The following is a 16,322-nucleotide window of genomic DNA, read 5'->3' on the forward strand; positions in this document are numbered from 1 at the left end:
CTCAACGCGCCGCGAACGCGTACCAGCCCGAGCTATTGCTCGTGGAAAGACGGCGCGGACGGCGGCTCGTCTGCGCGGCGGCTTTCGGCTTGTCGCGCTTCGTCAGCGAAATGCGCAACTGCACCGGACGGCGCAGCAGCGCACGCAGCGATACATTGCGCGAAACCGCGCGCACGCGAAGATTGAAGAACAGCCCGCGAAACCACGAGCGGATGCCATCGACGGGATGCACGTTCCTGAACTGATCCGCCAGCAGCTTCGTGCGGGCAGAGTGATGCCGCAGCGCGCGAACCACGCCGCGACTGGCGGGACGGGCGGCGCGCCGGGCGGCGCGGGAAATATCACGGGCGATTCGATGGTTCATGTCTGCCTGGGTCGATGGCGTGAGCGCACGCTCCACCATAGTCGTCTCAAAATTAGCGGGCAACGCATTCGATCCGGCGAGTCCGACATAGTTGCACCGAATTGACGCAGCCAATGTATCGGGCCTTCGTGACTGCGTTAAGTCCGCGTTTTCCCTAGCGATTCTTAATTCCGAAGGTGCGCCGCGATGCCGCGACGCCTTGCCGGACGGGCCTTCGCGCGCTATCGGCACTACAATTGTCTTATTCGCTCCGAATGCCCGGTATTTCGGTCCGGCGAGAGCGCGAGTCAGTCAGGCAAGAACGAAAATGTCAGATCAAAACGTGTTGAAATCGAAGAAAGAACAAGTGGCCGAGCTTCGCGAAACGGGCTTTGTGATCGTGAAAGGGTTGGTGCCGCGCGAACGCTGCGAAGCCATGCGCAATCTCGCGCGCCAGCAATTGGCCGAGGCCGCCGCGCCGCTGGAATTCGAAGCCGACCTTCAATATCCCGGCGCGCCGGACTCGAAAGACGCACCCGGCGGTCATACCGTGCGCCGTCTGCTGGACGCCTACGCGCGCAGTCCGCTGTTCGCCGAATGGGCGACGTCGCCCGATGTGCGCGGCTGGATGGAACTGTATTTCGGCGAAACGCCGTATCTTTCGCGCGCGCATCACAATTGCATGATGACGAAGCATCCCGCTTACGGCAGTTTGACGGGATGGCATCGCGATGTGCGTTACTGGGCGTTCGAGCGCGACGACCTTGTTTCCGCGTGGCTCGCGCTCGGCGAGGAAACGGTCGATAACGGCGCGTTGTGGCTCGTACCGGGATCGCACAAGCTGGCGTTCACCTCCGAGCGTTTCGACGACGCGAAGTTTTTCCGCGCCGACACGCCCGAGAACACCGCGCTGATCCGCACGGCGGTGTCGCCGAAACTCGAACCCGGCGATGTCGTGTTTTTCCACTGCAACACGCTGCATTCGGCGGGCAAGAACCTCACCGATCAGGTGAAGTTTTCGCTCGTCTACACGTATCACGGCGCGAGCAATGCGCCTTTGCCGGATACGCGTTCGGCGTCGAAGCCGGAAGTCGCGCTGGTTTAAGCCTCAGCGCTTCGAAGGAATCGCCAGGCCGATCAACCCGGCCAGCAGCGCAATCACGCCACCCGCGATCAGCCAGATGGTCTTGTTCGTGGGCGAGCCGGTGAAGAAGCGCGAGACATCGTTCGATAGCGAATGAAACGACTGGCCGCCGAAGTAAAGCAGGATGACGCCGCCGACGATCAGCGCGACGGAAAGCGCTCGGGTCATTGAGTTTTCCTCTCGTTGTTATCTTGGTCGATCACGCCGCCGAAGGCTGCTCGCGCGTCAACGGCTGAATCTGGCGCAGCAAATCCGCCTGCACGTTCGGATGATCGCTCGCGCGCGTCCATGCACCGACGTTGTATTTCACGCCCGTGTCCGTGTAGTCCGTCACCGCGATCCACGGCGCGGGCTTGTCCTGCTCGATGCGTTCATCGGACGTCACGAGCCTGCGCAATTCGCCGAGCACATGCTCGACCGGCAAGCCATGCTGCGCCTGAAAATTGATCACGACGCGGCGACGATCGTTGGTGCTGTAATTGGTGACCGGATTGGCCCAGATCAGGCTGTTCGGAACATACATGACGATGCCATCGGCCTTCGTGAGCCGCGTGGTGAACAGGCCGATCTCGTTGACCGTGCCCGCCGTCGTTCCCGTTCCTTCGATGTAATCGCCCACGCGAAACGGCCGCAGCAGCAGGAGCATCAAGCCCGCCGCGATATTCTGAAGCGTGCCCTGCAACGCCAGACCGATGGCCAGCCCCGCCGCGCCCAGCACCGTCAGAATGCTCGCCGCCGCGATGCCGAATTTCCCCAGCGCCGCCACGATGGCGACCACGCGGATCGCCCACATCGTGATGCTGGCGAGCACGGGCGTGAGCGTCGCATCGATATTCGTGCGGGCCAGCGCGCGTCGCAACGCGTTCGCGACGACGTTCGAAATCCACCAGCCGACCGCGAGAATGACGATCGCCAAAAAAATATCTATGCCGTACGTCACGGCAATGGCAGCGAATGAATCGTAGGCTGGGCGCAGGCGGTCGATCGGGTCCATCGGTAAAGCTCCTTCAAAAGAATGTGCTTTGGTCTGAGTTTGCGCGGGATCGTTCCCTAAGCTGAATGACGACCTCGTTCCGAATAGCGGGACGGCTTGCGGCTCGCACTCGTCATCGCGCTGATTGCCTTAACATTGGCAGCCTTGGCCGGCTGGCAAACCTTGCCGCCAGTCGGCCCCATTCGAAATTTGCAGAGGAGATCCGTCATGGCCTATGAAGCAGCTTCCGAGCGCTATACGCAAATGCAATTCCGGACATGCGGCAAAAGCGGGCTGAAATTGCCGGCGCTGTCGCTTGGTTTGTGGCACAACTTCGGCGATACCACGCCTATCTCCACGCAACGCGAAATTCTGCGCGCGGCGTTCGATTTGGGCGTGACGCACTTCGACTTGGCGAACAACTATGGGCCGCCGTATGGCAGCGCCGAGACGAACTTCGGCCGTCTTTTCAAGGACGACTTCAAGCCGTATCGCGACGAACTCCTGATTTCGAGCAAGGCCGGTTGGGATATGTGGCCCGGTCCGTATGGTTCGGGCGGCGGCTCGCGCAAGTACATTCTCGCGAGTCTCGACCAGAGCCTGAAGCGCATGGGTTTGGATTACGTCGATATTTTCTATTCGCATCGCTTTGATGCGGATACGCCGCTGGAAGAAACCGCGGGCGCGCTGGCGACTGCGGTTCATTCGGGCAAGGCGCTTTATGTCGGCATCTCGTCGTATTCGTCGGCCAAGACGCGGGAAATGGCGAAGTTGCTGGCCGAGCACAAGGTGCCGCTGCTGATCCATCAGCCGTCGTACAACATGCTCAACCGCTGGATCGAGGAAGACTTGCTCGATACGTTGGATGACCTTGGCGTGGGCAGCATTGCGTTCACGCCGCTCGCGCAAGGGTTGCTGACGAACAAGTATCTGAACGGCGTGCCGCAGGATGCGCGTGTGAACAAGCCGGGCGGTGGATCGCTCAAGCAGGAACATTTGAGTCAGGAAAATCTGGCGCATGTGCGCAAGCTCAACGATCTGGCGCAATCGCGCGGTCAGTCGCTCGCGCAGATGGCGTTGGCGTGGACGCTGCGCGGCGGGCGCGTGACTTCCGTGCTGATCGGCGCGAGCCGCGCGGAGCAGGTCGCGGAGAACGTCGGCGCGTTCAAGAATCTGGAGTTTTCCAAGGAAGAACTGGCTGAGATCGATCAATACGCGAAGGAGGGCGGCATCAACTTGTGGGAAAAACCTTCGACAGATCAGCGTATCTGACGCCAGCGCCGCGACCTTTCGCCAGAAGGGTAATTTGAGATAAACGCGGCATCCGTTGCTATGATGCGGGCTCGGCAGATTCCGGCCGCAGCCCGCCACGCACGAACGGCCATTCGTTTTCGTCGATTTCGACGCCGTTTTGCCGCCTAGCCAGCCAAAAGCACGCAGAAACACGCCGAAATCGGCTTGTCGCGTTTTTGCGCTGCACGACGCCGGACGGCTATCGGGTTAAAATAGCCGATTGCATCGAGCGTTTCGGCGCGCACCTTGCGCGCCGTCAAGCCAGGTAACAGCCCAATCGAACGTTCCATCGCGCGGCCGCGCCCGTGCCCTTTCGACGCCCGTTCCGGCTCAATCCGTCGCCAGCGTCACGTTTTCGAATCGTCCAAGAAGCCATGAGCAACCTGAATCCTCAAACCGTTCTGAGCGTCCACCACTGGACCGACACGCTCTTCAGTTTCACCTGCACCCGTGATGCCTCGTTCCGCTTCGAGAACGGCCAGTTCACGATGGTGGGTCTCGAAGTCGAAGGCAAACCGCTGCTGCGCGCCTACAGTCTGGCGAGCGCCAACTACGAAGAGCATCTCGAATTTCTGAGCATCAAGGTGCCGGACGGTCCGCTGACGTCACGGCTCCAGCATTTGAAGGTGGGCGATCCCGTGCTGATCGGCAAGAAGCCCACGGGCACGCTCGTCGCGGACAATCTGCTGCCGGGCAAGACGCTCTGGCTGCTGTCCACCGGCACCGGCCTCGCCCCGTTCATGTCGATCATCAAAGACCCCGAGGTGTACGACCGCTACGAAAAGATCGTGCTGACGCATACCTGCCGTTTCGTTGATGAACTCGCGTACAAGGATTTCATCACCGAACATTTGCCGGCGCACGAGCATATCGGCGAGATCGTGGCCGAGAAGCTGGTGTACTACCCGACCGTCACGCGCGAAGAGTTCGCGAACCGTGGGCGCATCACCGATCTGATCGAAACGAAGAAGCTGTTTGCGGATCTGGCGATGGAGCCGTTCTCCATCGAAAACGACCGTGTGATGCTCTGCGGCAGCCCGCACATGCTGCGCGACACGCGCGAATTGCTGGATTCGCTGGGCTTTCAGGAAGGCAGCAACAACCATCCGGGTCATTACGTGGTGGAAAAAGCGTTCGTCGGATAAGTTTGCTGGCTGTTCGTTGCGAAGAACCGGAGCCATGTGCTCCGGTTTTTTTATGCGCGAGCGTTGTTACACATTTCGTTGTTTGCTCATGGCAACAAACTTAGCAAGTTGCATGAAGTTCGTCTGTTGAACCCTTGTCCGACATGGACTTATAATATTTTTAAGATAAGATGCGATCAAGTTGAATGGATCGCAACAACCGGCCAATCCGTCTGCGATGTTACAGAGTGTAAATTCGGTTACGCCGCTCGCTGAAGTTTGAGGGCGTAACGCTAGTTACGTTCAAAGCGAGGAACGAATGAAACCGTCCGCCCGGGGCACGCCCGACAACAGCACGCGTTGGACGACAACGGAGCACGCGTCTTCGTCCTTCACCGCCTTGATCGACGCCAAACTCGAAGGCGACCGACGCGTTCAACGCCTGACCGCACGCGTTCGCGATCTCGCCGCGCAACTTGCCGCCGCCGAAGAACAAAGCCGTCGCGCGCTCGCGCAAGATCTTCACGATGAAACCGGCGCATCGCTCGCTGCTGTTCATCTCGCTTTGGCGCGCGCTGCGCACTGGCTTCCCGCCGATGCGCCCGCCGCCTGCATCGATGCGTTGAATCAAGCCCGTATTTCTCTCGCGGATGTCGTCGAGACGTGCCATCGCATTGTCGAAGGGGCGAACGAGCCGTCGTTTCACGCGGGCGTTGCGGCGGCGCTCGCGAAATGGATCGAAGAATTCAGCGCGCGCACGTCGATCCACATCGATTTCACCTGTCAGCCCGATGCGCGACTCGACCATCTGCCGCACGCGCTCGCACTCGCCTTGTTCCGCGTGATGCAGGAAGCGCTCGGCAACGTCGCGCGTCACGCACATGCCGCGCGCGTGAGCGTGAGCATTACGCTGGACGCGCAGACGGTAACGCTCGTGATCGAAGACGACGGCATCGGCATCCATCCGCTCGCGCGACGCAAAAGCGGGCGCTTCGGCCTGAGCGGCATGCGTTCGCGCTGCGAGGCGCTCGGCGGCAGTCTGCGCGTGGCGGCATCGCGCCACGGCGGAACCCGCGTGCGCGCGCGTCTGCCACTCGACGATCAACCGCGCCGCGTGCTGCGCGCGGTCAACGCATGAATCCGCCCTCGGCGCTGCGCGTGCTCCTCGCCGACGATCACGCCATTTTGCGGCGCGGCGTCGCGCAAGTGCTGGTGGAGTTCGGCGCGGCATCGGAAGTGGTGGAAGCGGAATCGGGCCGCGCGGCGCTCGCGCTGGCGGCGCGTCATCCCTTCGACGTCGCGCTGCTCGACATTTCGCTGCCGGACATCAACGGTCTCGATGTGCTCAAGCGCCTGAAACGCGACACGCCGCGCCTTCCCGTCCTCATGTTTTCGATGTATCGCGAAGACCAATACGCCGTGCGTGCATTGAAAGCGGGCGCGGCCGGTTATCTCTCCAAAACCGCCGATCCCGCGCTCATGATTGCCGCGCTTCGCCAGGTTGCGTCAGGCCGGAAATACGTCAGCCCCGAAATGGCCGAAGCGCTCGCGAATTACGTATCGCTCGATTCAGAACGCATGCCGCACGAATTGCTGTCGGATCGCGAGTTTCAAACCTTGTGCATGCTCGCATCCGGGAAACGGCTGACGGACATTGCGCTCGCATTGTCGCTTTCTGTGAAAACGGTAAGCGTTTATCGCGCACGGTTACTCGACAAGATGAAGCTTGCGAACAACGCCGAACTCACCTTCTATGTCATGAGCAACCGCCTCGTCGACATGAACCCGGCGATCGCCGGATGACGCATCGTCACAAATTTATCTTGTTCAGGATAAATTTCGGGGAAACGTAACAATTCGCCGCACTAATGCGTTCTTCGGTCCGGTTCCGGGCTATCTCTGTGTCTCCGATAAACTTGCGGGTTTTTCCGCAGCAAGGCGCGCGAGCGTCGTAAGGAGACTTTTTGTAATGTCGTTGTTCCGCAAGAAAAACATCGAGGACATGCTGGCCGGTGGTCACGGCACGTCGCTCAAGAAAACGCTCGGCGCGTTCGATCTGACTTTCCTCGGCATTGGCGCCATCATCGGCACGGGCATTTTCGTGCTGACGGGAAAGGGCGCGTTGCTGGCCGGTCCGGCGCTCACGCTGTCGTTCATCATCGCGGCCATTGCGTGTGCGCTCGCCGGTCTCGCCTATGCCGAGTTCGCGTCGTCCATTCCGGTAGCCGGTTCCATCTACACGTATTCGTACGCGACGCTGGGTGAGTTGGCCGCGTGGATCATCGGCTGGGATTTGATGCTCGAATACGGGCTTGCCACGTCCGCCATTTCGGTCGGCTGGTCGGGCTATCTGCAATCGCTGTTGGCGGGCTTCGGCATTCATCTGCCAACGGTGCTGACCGCCGCGCCCGGCGCGGACCCGCTTCACACCACGTATTTCAACCTCCCCGTTTTCCTCGTGATGATGGCGATCACCTGGCTGCTGTCCGTCGGCGTGAAGGAATCGACGCGCGTGAACAACGTGATGGTCGGCATCAAGGTCGTCGTCGTGCTGATGGTGATTGCCGTGGGCGCGTTCCACGTCACGCCGGCGAACTGGCATCCGTTCTTGCCGAAGGGCTACGGCGGCGTGTTCGGCGCGGCCGCGATCATGTTCTTCGCGTTCATCGGCTTCGATTCGGTGTCGTCGGCGGCGGAGGAAGTGAAGAATCCCAAGCGCGATCTGCCGATCGGCATCATCGGGTCGCTGGCGGTGTGCGCGGTGCTGTACGTGGCGGTGTCGGCGGTGGTGACGGGTATCGTGCCGTGGCAGAACTTCGCGGGCATTCCAAATCCGGTGTCCTACGCGCTGAAGAGCGTCGGGCAAAACTGGGTGGCGGGGCTGATCGATCTCGGCGCGGTGCTCGGCATGCTGACCGGCATTCTCGTCATGCTTTACGGGCAGACGCGCATTATCTTCGCGATGTCGCGTGACGGCCTGTTGCCCGCAAAGCTGTCGAAGGTGCATCCGCGCTACGCGACGCCGTTTTTCACCACATGGCTGGTCGGCATCTTCTTCGGGCTGATCGGCGCGCTCGTGCCGCTCGACGTGCTCGCGGAACTCATCAACATCGGCACGCTGGCGGCGTTTTCGATGGTGTCCATCGCCGTGCTCATTCTGCGCCGCACGCATCCCGACTTGCCGCGCGCGTTCCGCTGTCCCGGCGTGCCGGTCGTGCCGGTGTTGGCCGTGCTCGGGTGCGTGTTTTTGATGCTTAACTTGAAGGCGGTCACGTGGATCGCGTTCGTCGTGTGGCTGCTGATCGGGCTGGCGATCTACATGGTGTATTCGCGCCGTCACGCGGTGCTGGCGCGCACGCCGTCCGTCGCCGGTGCGCCTGCCGTAACGAAAGCCGCAGCGCGCTAAGAATCCTCCGCTGAAAAAAGCGCCGCCCTCCAAGGCGGCGTTTTGCTTTCCGATGCACGCAAGACCACCGGCGCGCGCCCGATAGCGACGCCCGCCGATTTGTGATTTACTCGTCGTCACAATCACATAACACCCAAACCGGCTGAACGCTCGCGGCGACAGATGGCAGGTGCGTGGCGTGAAGTTGGCTCATCCCCGCAAAGGAGACAGTGCAATGGCGCTCAGCATCAGCCTGACGGTCAACGGCCAACCCGTGACCGCCACCGTCGAACCGCATCTCTTGCTGGTCCAGTTTCTCCGCGAACAACTCAGGCTCACCGGCACGCATATCGGCTGCGACACCGCGCAGTGCGGCGCGTGCACGGTCCATCTCGACGGAAACGCCGTGAAGTCGTGCAACATCCTCGCGGCGCAGGCCGACGGCATGACGGTGACGACCATCGAAGGTTTGTCGAAGGACGGCCAGCTTCATCCCATGCAAGCGGCCTTCAAGGAATGCCACGGTCTACAGTGCGGCTTCTGCACACCCGGCATGGTGATGAGCGCCAGCGCGCTGGCGGCGCAATCGCCCGGTCTCTCCGAAGAAGAAGTGCGCGAGCAGCTCGACGGCAATCTGTGCCGCTGTACGGGCTATCACAACATCGTCAAAGCGGTTCTCGAAGGCGCGCGGAACATGAAAGCGAACGCCTGACACACGGCGCGTTCTCGCCTAAATCAAATCCACGAACGTATCGCGCCTTTAAAAAGGAGACCGCGATGAATGCCCCTGAGCAACATAAATTGATTGGTGCCGGTGTGAAGCGCAAGGAAGACTTTCGCTTCCTGACCGGTGCGGGCCAGTACACGGACGATGTCGTCCTGCCGCTGCAAAGTTACGGCGCGTTCCTGCGCTCGCCGCACGCGCACGCGAAAATCCGTTCCATTTCGCTCGATGCCGCGAAGCAGTCGCCCGGCGTCGTCGCCATTTTCACGGGCAAGGACATGGCGGGCGAAAACGTCGGCGGGCTGCCGTGCGGCTGGCTGATCCACAGCACGGACGGCTCGCCGATGCACGAGCCGCCGCATCCGGTCATCGCGCATGACAAGGTGTTGTGCGTGGGCGATCAGGTGGCGCTGGTCGTCGCGGAATCGATCAAGGAAGCGAAGGACGCGCTGGAACTGATCGAGGTGGATTACGACGTGCTCGATGCCGTCGTCGACACCGGAACTGCCGCCGATGCCGGACAGCCGCAGGTGCACGACAGCGTGCCGAACAACGTCTGCTACAACTGGGGCCACGGGGACAAAGCCAAAACCGACGCCGCCTTCGCGCAGGCCGCGCATGTGACGACGCTCGATATCGTGAATCAGCGCCTCGTGCCGAATGCCATCGAACCGCGCGCCGTCAACGCGAGCTATGCGAAGCACGACGATAGCTACACGGTCTATGTCGCGAATCAGAATCCGCACGTAGAGCGGTTGTTGATGGCGGCGTTCGTGTTGTCGCTGCCGGAGTCGAAGCTGCGCATCATCGCGCCGGACGTGGGCGGCGGGTTTGGCTCGAAGATCTTTCTGTATCCCGAAGATGTCGCGCTGACGTGGGCATCGAAAAAAGTCGGGCGGCCGATCAAGTGGACCGCCGAGCGTTCCGAAGCCTTCCTGAGCGATGCCCACGGCCGCGATCACGTCACCAAGGCCGAACTCGCGCTCGACAAAGACGGCAAGTTCCTCGCCATGCGCGTGCACACGACGGCGAACATGGGCGCGTATCTCTCGACCTTTGCCTCGTCGATTCCGACCGTGCTGTACGCAACGCTGCTCGCCGGCCAGTACACCACGCCCGCGATCTACGCCGAAGTGAAAGCGGTCTTCACCAACACCGTTCCCGTCGATGCCTATCGCGGCGCGGGCCGGCCCGAAGCGACTTACGTCGTCGAACGGCTGGTGGAGACGGCGGCGCGCGAGATGAACATCGATCCGGTGGAATTGCGGCGGAAGAACTTCATTCGCGAGTTTCCGTATGCGACGCCGGTCGGTCTCACCTACGACACCGGCGATTACGACGCCTGCCTGAATCGCGCGCTGGAACTCGCCGATGTTGCGGGTTTCGAAAAGCGTCGCGACGAATCGAAGCAGAACGGCAAGCTGCGCGGCATCGGCTATTCGTGCTACATCGAGGCGTGCGGGCTGGCGCCATCGAACGTGGCAGGTGCGTTGGGCGCGCGCGCCGGGCTGTACGAAGTGGGCGAAGTGCGCGTGAATCCGACCGGCTCGGTGACGGTGTTCACCGGTTCGCACAGTCACGGGCAAGGGCACGAGACGACCTTCGCGCAAGTCGTCGCGGATAGGCTCGGCGTGGACATCGAGAACATCGAGATCGTTCATGGCGACACGGGGCGTATTCCGTTCGGCATGGGCACGTATGGATCGCGCTCGATCTCGGTCGGCGGCTCCGCCATCATGAAGGCGCTCGACAAGGTGGAAGCAAAGGCGAAGAAGATCGCCGCGCACTTGCTGGAGGCGTCGGCGGAAGATATCGAGTTCGAGAACGGCGTGTTCCGCGTGGCGGGCACCGACCGCACGAAAACGTTCGTGGATATTTCGCTCGCGGCTTACGTGCCGCACAACTTCCCGCTCGATCAAATGGAGCCGGGCCTCAACGAAAACTGCTTCTACGATCCAACCAACTTCACCTATCCGTCCGGCGCATATGTATGCGAAGTCGAAGTCGATCAGGACACCGGCGAAACGCGCATCCAGCAGTTCACCGCCGTCGATGACTTCGGCAACGTCATCAATCCGATGATCGTCGAAGGTCAGGTTCATGGCGGACTCGGCCAAGGCATCGGCCAGGCGATGCTGGAGCGCTGCGTCTACGACAACGAGACCGGCCAGTTGTTGTCCGGCTCGTTCATGGATTACGCGATGCCGCATGCCATCGATCTGCCGAACTTCACGGTGGAGACGGCGAAAGGCACGCCGTGCACGCACAATCCGCTCGGCGTGAAGGGATGCGGCGAAGCGGGCGCGATCGGTTCCCCGCCCGCCGTCATCAACGCGATCATCGATGCGCTCGCGCCGCTTGGCGTGAAGGATCTGCAAATGCCCGCGACGCCGCACCGCGTCTGGACGGCGATGCACGAAGCGCAGAACGCACAAACCGCGAAGGCGTGAAGGAGACCAGCCATGTATTCATTCGACTATCAACGCGCCGATGAAGCGAAAGCGGCCGTCGCAGCGCTCGGTGGAAACGCCGACGCCAAGTTCCTCGCGGGCGGACAAAGCCTGTTGCCGACCATGCGCCTGCGTCTTGCGCAGCCTTCCGCGCTGATCGATGTCACACGCATCGCGTCGATGAAGAACATCGCGCTCGATGGCGACACGCTCACCATCGGCGGCGCGATGTCGCACGCGCAGGTCGCATCGAACGCGGACGTGAAGAAGGCGCTGCCGGGACTCGCGGATCTCGCGGGGCGCATCGGGGACCGTCAGGTGCGCGAGCGCGGGACCATCGGCGGATCGCTCGCCAATGACGATCCGGCGGCGTGTTACCCGTCCGCCGTGCTCGCGCTGAACGCGACGGTCGTCACGGACCGAAGACGCATATCAGCGGACGATTTTTTCATCGACATGTATCAGACCGCGTTGGAACCCGATGAACTGATCGTCGCGGTGGAGTTTCCGTTGGTCGAGCGCGCGGCCTACGAGAAGTTTCGCAATCCCGCTTCGCATTTCGCGCTGGTCGGCGTGTTCGTCGCGAAGCACAAGGATGGCGTGCGCGTCGGCGTGACGGGCGCGGCGTCGTCGGTGTTTCGGCCTGCGGAACTGGAAGCGGCGTTGTCGAAGGACTTTTCGGTGGCGTCCGCGCGCAGCGTGAACATCGCGCCGGACGAACTGAACGACGACATGCACGCCAGCGCCGCGTACCGTGCGCATCTGATTCCGGTGCTGGCAGGGCGTGCCATCGAACGGTCGATGTCGTTCTAGCGCGATGCCGGGCGAACCCGATTCCATCGACGACACGCTCGCGCGCCTGCGCGAGCAGCACTACTTCGCCAGCCGCGAACTGGCGACGGCGCTCTTTCTCGCCTTCAGGATGCAGCGTCCGCTGTTTCTCGAAGGCGAGCCGGGTGTCGGCAAGACCGAACTGGCGAAGGCGGCGGCGGGTTTGTGCGGCACGTCGCTGCTGCGTCTGCAATGTTACGAAGGGCTGGACACGGCGAGCGCGCTCTACGAGTGGGACTATCCGCGTCAGATCATGGCCTTGCGGATCGCGGAGGCGTCGGGCGAAACGCCGTCGGGCGATTCGTTGTATCGCAGTGAATTTTTGCTGAAGCGTCCGCTGCTTCAGGCGCTCATGCCCGACCCGGAGAATCCCGAAGCGCGTCGTGTGTTGTTGATCGACGAAATCGATCGCGCCGATGAACCGTTCGAAGCGTTTCTGCTGGAACTGCTGTCCGACTTTCAGGTGTCGATTCCCGAATTCGGCACCGTGCGCGCGGTGCGTCCGCCGCTCATCGTGATGACATCGAACCGCACGCGCGAGGTTCACGACGCGCTGAAGCGGCGCTGTTTGTATCAGTGGATCGGTTATCCCGCGCGCGACGTCGAGCTTGAGATCGTCGCCGCGCGTGCGCCGGAAGCAAGTTCGGCGCTGCAAAAACGCGCGGTTGCGTTCGTGCATGAATTGCGCACGCTGGATTTGTTCAAGGCGCCGGGCGTCGCGGAAACGGTGGACTGGTGCCGCGCGTTGGCGGCGTTGTCGGTCTCCGAACTCGATCCGCAATCCGTGCAAAACACGCTCGGAGTGCTGCTGAAGTATCAGGACGATCTCGCGCGCCTGGACGCCGACACGCTCGCGCAATGTCTGTCGGCCGCAGCAACACAGTCATGACGATGCAACCGTTCGCGCGCAACGTCGTGCACTTCGTCAGACTCCTGCGCGGCGCGGGCCTCGGCATGTCGCCCGCGCAAGCCGTCGATGCGCTCGACGCGCTGCGCTTCATCGATCTGCGCCAGCGTGACGATGTACGCGCGGCGCTCGCGTGCGTGCTCATCCACGCAAGCGACGAGCGCGATATTTTCGATGCCGCGTTCGATCTTTTCTGGCGCGATCCGGACTGGGAAGGCAAGCTGCGCGCGTTGCTTCTGCCGAAGGTCACGGACGGCATGCCGCCGCCCAAACGCAACAACCGTCTCGCCGATGCGCTCGCCGCGCGTGCCGCGACGCGCGAATCCGCATCGCGCGAAAAGAAGCTGGAGCAGGTTCACGCGCGTCTGAGTTTCAGCGCGCAGGAACGGCTGAGTCAGCGCGATTTCGACACGTTGAGCGCGGACGAATGGCGTGCGCTGCGGCATCAGATTCGCGCGCATCGGCTGCCGCTTGCGACCGAGGCGACGCGCAGGTTGAAGGCGGCATCGCGCGGAACGCATGCGGATTTGCGCGCGAGCGCGCGTCATGCGGTGCGCTCGGGCGGCGAATGGACGGTGTGGAAATATCGCGCGGTCGTGGAAAGGCGGCCGCCGCTCGTGCTGCTGCTGGATATTTCCGGCTCGATGAGCGCGTATTCGCGTGCCGTGCTGTATTTCTGCCACGCGTTGTTGCAGTCGCGCGAGCGCTTGCAGGTGTTTCTGTTCGGCACGCGCCTGACGCACGCCACGCGCGCCCTGCGCGAACGCGATCCCGATATCGCCATTGCCGCGCTCGGGCAGAACGTGGCGGATTGGTCGGGTGGAACGCGCATCGGCGCGACGCTCGCCGAGTTCAATCGCCGCTGGGCGCGCCGCGTGCTGGCGGGTCGTGCGACCGTGCTGCTCGTCACCGACGGACTGGATCACGAAGCCATCGACGTGCTCGATGCCGAAATGCATCGGCTGTCGCGTTTCGCGCATCGGCTGGTGTGGCTCAATCCGCTTTTGCGCTTTCCCGACTTCACGCCGCGCGCGCGAGGGGTGCGCGCCATCCTGCCGCACGTCGATGCGATGCTCGCGGCGCACAACCTCGACAGCCTCGCTGCTGTCGGACCGGAACTGGCCGCGCTCGCACCGCGCGGCCGGCGACAACACGGAGACATGTCATGGAACTGACCGAAACGCACACCTTGCCGGTGGCGCAAGCGCGCGCATGGGACGCGCTCAACGACACGTCCGTGCTCAAGGTGTGCATTCCCGGCTGCGACAGCATCGAGGCGAACGGCGAAAATACCTACGATGTCGTGATGACGGCGGCGGTCGGCCCGGTGAAAGCGCGTTTCAAGGGCCGCATGGAACTCACGGAAATCGACGCGCCGAACAGCTACACGATCGTTTTCGAGGGGCAGGGCGGCGCGGCGGGTTTTAGCAAGGGCCAGGCGAAAGTGCATCTCTCGCCGGGCGAGGACGCGGATTCGACCACGCTCAGCTACACGGCGAATGCGCAGGTTGGCGGCAAGCTCGCGCAAATCGGCTCGCGTCTCGTGGATGGCGCGGCGCGCAAGATCGCCGCCGAGTTCTTCAAACGATTCAGCGCGCAGCTTCAGGGTTCAGGAAACTCCGAAGCGGCAGCGGCGGTGCAGGATGTAGCCTCCGGCACTTCGGAAAACAGCGCCGCGCAAGATGGCGGCGGATCGCAGGAATTGCAGGAAAAGGGAAAGAAATCATGGACAGCGTGGATCTCGAAGTCCTGAAGAACAGCGCGCGATGGCTCGAAGAAGGGCATCGCGTGCTGCTGGTCACGGTGGTGAAGACGTGGGGATCGTCGCCGCGCCCGGAAGGCGCGATGCTCGCCGTGCGCGACGACGGGCACGTGGTCGGGTCCGTGTCGGGCGGTTGCATCGAGGACGATCTGATCGAGCGCGTGCGGCAGCGGGGCATCGAGCAGGACAGGCCGGAAGCGGTGAAATATGGGATCAGCGCGGAGGAGGCGCATCGGTTCGGCTTGCCTTGTGGCGGCACTATTCAACTCGTGCTGGAGCCGTTGACGAAGCAAAGCGGGATCGCGGAACTGTGCGCGGCGGTGGAGAGCGGAAAGCTCGTCGCGCGCACGCTCGAGATGGCGAATGGCGCGGTGCGTCTGGAACCAGCGCGCGCAACGGACGGCGTTTTGTTCGATGACAGCGCGTTGTTGACCATTCACGGTCCGCGTTATCGGATGCTGGTGATCGGCGCGGGGCAGTTGTCGCGGTATCTGTGCAGCATCGCGGTCGGGCTGGATTATCAGGTGACCGTCTGCGATCCGCGCGAAGAATACACGGAGGAGTGGGATGTGCCGGGCACGACCATCGTGCGCACCATGCCCGACGACACCGTCATGGAGATGAAGCTGGATGAGCGATGCGCGGTGATCGCGCTCACGCACGATCCGAAGCTCGACGATCTCGCGCTGATGGAAGCGTTAAAGACGCCGGCGTTTTATGTCGGGGCGCTTGGGTCACGGCGGAATAACGCGGCGCGTCGTGAGCGGCTCAAGGAGTTCGATTTGAGCGAGGCGGAATTGGCGCGGCTGCATGGGCCGGTGGGGATTTATATCGGCAGCCGGACGCCGCCTGAAATCGCGGTGTCGATTCTCGCGGAAGTGATTGCGGCGAAGAATGGGGTTTCGTTGCCGGAATTGCTGAAGGTGGAAGGGGCGAAGGCGGTTAGGGAAGTGGCGGGGAACGGGGAGGTTTGTGGGGTTTAAAGTGGCGGCGCAGGAAGCATCAGGTTCCGAGACGGTTCAAAGCTCAGGTTGTGGTGTTGGAATACGGGCTCGTGGTGGTGCTGTCTGAATGTCGTGCAAGGGCTTCTGTTGTTTGGGCTTTTATTGCAGTAGCCGCCTCCCCGGCGGGGGGGTAACTTTCTTTGCTGCTGCAAAGAAAGTCACCAAAGAAAGCAGCTTTTTACCCCATGCACGATGGCTGGAGAGGGTGGTCTGGATTAACCGATGCAGTGGCCGCAATAGGACTTGCCACGCTTAACGAGCCGCTTAGGCAACCTTGCGATTTCACGCTCGAAGAATCAACACTAAGTGGACCGCATTCATTCATTCGGCCATGCGCTACGCGCGCCGAGAACGTAAGAATGGAATCCCGCAGCGTATGAGC

The 16,322-nt window shown here is 62.2% G+C and carries 16 protein-coding genes; 13 read left to right on the forward strand and 3 right to left on the reverse strand.

The window, feature by feature from the left end:
• Position 1: 1 nt before the first annotated feature.
• Positions 2-364 (reverse strand): hypothetical protein, encoded by a 363-nt coding sequence (locus ACZCWR_RS02115; RefSeq protein ID WP_487302102.1) that lies wholly within the window; start codon positions 362-364, stop codon positions 2-4.
• 307 nt (positions 365-671) lie between these two features.
• Here ACZCWR_RS02115 and ACZCWR_RS02120 point away from each other — a divergent pair, with 307 nt between their 5' ends.
• Positions 672-1,448, forward strand: a complete 777-nt coding sequence (locus tag ACZCWR_RS02120) for a phytanoyl-CoA dioxygenase family protein (protein WP_487302103.1) — start codon at positions 672-674, stop codon at positions 1,446-1,448.
• A gap of 3 nt (positions 1,449-1,451) precedes the next feature.
• On the opposite strand, the gene ACZCWR_RS02125 is transcribed toward ACZCWR_RS02120, so the two are convergent.
• Positions 1,452-1,655, reverse strand: a complete 204-nt coding sequence (locus ACZCWR_RS02125) for a DUF3185 family protein (protein WP_487302104.1) — start codon at positions 1,653-1,655, stop codon at positions 1,452-1,454.
• Positions 1,656-1,686: 31 nt separating this feature from the next.
• Positions 1,687-2,481 (reverse strand): mechanosensitive ion channel family protein, encoded by a 795-nt coding sequence (locus ACZCWR_RS02130; RefSeq protein WP_487302105.1) that lies wholly within the window; start codon positions 2,479-2,481, stop codon positions 1,687-1,689.
• 207 nt (positions 2,482-2,688) lie between these two features.
• Between ACZCWR_RS02130 and mgrA the strand changes: the two genes are divergently transcribed.
• The 12 genes from mgrA (at position 2,689) to ACZCWR_RS02190 (ending at position 15,919) form a co-directional block, all read left to right on the forward strand.
• Positions 2,689-3,732, forward strand: a complete 1,044-nt coding sequence (gene mgrA, locus ACZCWR_RS02135) for an L-glyceraldehyde 3-phosphate reductase (RefSeq protein ID WP_487302106.1) — start codon at positions 2,689-2,691, stop codon at positions 3,730-3,732.
• Positions 3,733-4,127: 395 nt separating this feature from the next.
• Positions 4,128-4,898 (forward strand): ferredoxin--NADP reductase, encoded by a 771-nt coding sequence (locus ACZCWR_RS02140; protein WP_487302107.1) that lies wholly within the window; start codon positions 4,128-4,130, stop codon positions 4,896-4,898.
• Between the two features lie 298 nt (positions 4,899-5,196).
• The gene (locus ACZCWR_RS02145; RefSeq protein ID WP_487302108.1) at positions 5,197-6,015 is read left to right on the forward strand and encodes a sensor histidine kinase; all 819 of its coding nucleotides are present in this window, start codon (positions 5,197-5,199) and stop codon (positions 6,013-6,015) included.
• Positions 6,012-6,680: a response regulator gene (locus ACZCWR_RS02150; protein ID WP_487302109.1), complete on the forward strand. Its 669-nt coding sequence runs from the start codon at positions 6,012-6,014 to the stop codon at positions 6,678-6,680. The genes ACZCWR_RS02145 and ACZCWR_RS02150 overlap by 4 nt, the downstream gene beginning before the upstream one ends.
• 166 nt (positions 6,681-6,846) lie before the next feature.
• Positions 6,847-8,283 carry a branched-chain amino acid transporter BcaP gene (gene bcaP, locus ACZCWR_RS02155; protein WP_487302110.1) on the forward strand — a complete coding sequence of 479 codons (1,437 nt, stop codon included), beginning with the start codon at positions 6,847-6,849 and terminating at the stop codon, positions 8,281-8,283.
• Between the two features lie 214 nt (positions 8,284-8,497).
• Positions 8,498-8,974, forward strand: coding sequence for a (2Fe-2S)-binding protein (locus tag ACZCWR_RS02160; protein WP_487302111.1), 477 nt, complete (start codon positions 8,498-8,500; stop codon positions 8,972-8,974).
• Positions 8,975-9,039: 65 nt separating this feature from the next.
• Positions 9,040-11,436: a xanthine dehydrogenase family protein molybdopterin-binding subunit gene (locus tag ACZCWR_RS02165; protein WP_487302112.1), complete on the forward strand. Its 2,397-nt coding sequence runs from the start codon at positions 9,040-9,042 to the stop codon at positions 11,434-11,436.
• Positions 11,437-11,448: 12 nt separating this feature from the next.
• Entirely contained in the window at positions 11,449-12,249 is an 801-nt protein-coding gene (locus tag ACZCWR_RS02170; protein ID WP_487302113.1) for an FAD binding domain-containing protein, read from the forward strand.
• A gap of 4 nt (positions 12,250-12,253) precedes the next feature.
• Complete coding sequence (locus ACZCWR_RS02175) at positions 12,254-13,156, forward strand: AAA family ATPase (protein WP_487302114.1); 903 nt, start codon at positions 12,254-12,256, stop codon at positions 13,154-13,156.
• The gene (locus ACZCWR_RS02180; protein WP_487302115.1) at positions 13,126-14,349 is read left to right on the forward strand and encodes a vWA domain-containing protein; all 1,224 of its coding nucleotides are present in this window, start codon (positions 13,126-13,128) and stop codon (positions 14,347-14,349) included. The genes ACZCWR_RS02175 and ACZCWR_RS02180 overlap by 31 nt, the downstream gene beginning before the upstream one ends.
• Positions 14,340-14,927, forward strand: a complete 588-nt coding sequence (locus ACZCWR_RS02185; RefSeq protein WP_487302116.1) for an SRPBCC family protein — start codon at positions 14,340-14,342, stop codon at positions 14,925-14,927. The genes ACZCWR_RS02180 and ACZCWR_RS02185 overlap by 10 nt, the downstream gene beginning before the upstream one ends.
• Entirely contained in the window at positions 14,900-15,919 is a 1,020-nt protein-coding gene (locus tag ACZCWR_RS02190; protein WP_487302117.1) for an XdhC family protein, read from the forward strand. The genes ACZCWR_RS02185 and ACZCWR_RS02190 overlap by 28 nt, the downstream gene beginning before the upstream one ends.
• The last annotated feature ends 403 nt before the right edge of the window (positions 15,920-16,322 follow it).

Source organism: Caballeronia sp. A2-2, from assembly GCF_057612605.2.

Excerpts from the sequence above, each read along its gene's own strand:
- ACZCWR_RS02145 (WP_487302108.1), top strand. The coding sequence starts at position 5,197 with ATGAAACCGTCCGCCCGGGGCACGCCCGACAACAGCACGCGTTGGACG.
- ACZCWR_RS02175 (WP_487302114.1), top strand. The coding sequence starts at position 12,254 with ATGCCGGGCGAACCCGATTCCATCGACGACACGCTCGCGCGCCTGCGC.
- bcaP (WP_487302110.1), top strand. The coding sequence starts at position 6,847 with ATGTCGTTGTTCCGCAAGAAAAACATCGAGGACATGCTGGCCGGTGGT.
- ACZCWR_RS02190 (WP_487302117.1), top strand. The coding sequence starts at position 14,900 with ATGGACAGCGTGGATCTCGAAGTCCTGAAGAACAGCGCGCGATGGCTC.
- ACZCWR_RS02180 (WP_487302115.1), top strand. The coding sequence starts at position 13,126 with ATGTCTGTCGGCCGCAGCAACACAGTCATGACGATGCAACCGTTCGCG.
- ACZCWR_RS02120 (WP_487302103.1), top strand. The coding sequence starts at position 672 with ATGTCAGATCAAAACGTGTTGAAATCGAAGAAAGAACAAGTGGCCGAG.
- ACZCWR_RS02125 (WP_487302104.1), bottom strand. The coding sequence starts at position 1,655 with ATGACCCGAGCGCTTTCCGTCGCGCTGATCGTCGGCGGCGTCATCCTG.
- ACZCWR_RS02170 (WP_487302113.1), top strand. The coding sequence starts at position 11,449 with ATGTATTCATTCGACTATCAACGCGCCGATGAAGCGAAAGCGGCCGTC.
- ACZCWR_RS02185 (WP_487302116.1), top strand. The coding sequence starts at position 14,340 with ATGGAACTGACCGAAACGCACACCTTGCCGGTGGCGCAAGCGCGCGCA.
- ACZCWR_RS02160 (WP_487302111.1), top strand. The coding sequence starts at position 8,498 with ATGGCGCTCAGCATCAGCCTGACGGTCAACGGCCAACCCGTGACCGCC.
- mgrA (WP_487302106.1), top strand. The coding sequence starts at position 2,689 with ATGGCCTATGAAGCAGCTTCCGAGCGCTATACGCAAATGCAATTCCGG.
- ACZCWR_RS02115 (WP_487302102.1), bottom strand. The coding sequence starts at position 364 with ATGAACCATCGAATCGCCCGTGATATTTCCCGCGCCGCCCGGCGCGCC.
- ACZCWR_RS02140 (WP_487302107.1), top strand. The coding sequence starts at position 4,128 with ATGAGCAACCTGAATCCTCAAACCGTTCTGAGCGTCCACCACTGGACC.
- ACZCWR_RS02130 (WP_487302105.1), bottom strand. The coding sequence starts at position 2,481 with ATGGACCCGATCGACCGCCTGCGCCCAGCCTACGATTCATTCGCTGCC.
- ACZCWR_RS02165 (WP_487302112.1), top strand. The coding sequence starts at position 9,040 with ATGAATGCCCCTGAGCAACATAAATTGATTGGTGCCGGTGTGAAGCGC.
- ACZCWR_RS02150 (WP_487302109.1), top strand. The coding sequence starts at position 6,012 with ATGAATCCGCCCTCGGCGCTGCGCGTGCTCCTCGCCGACGATCACGCC.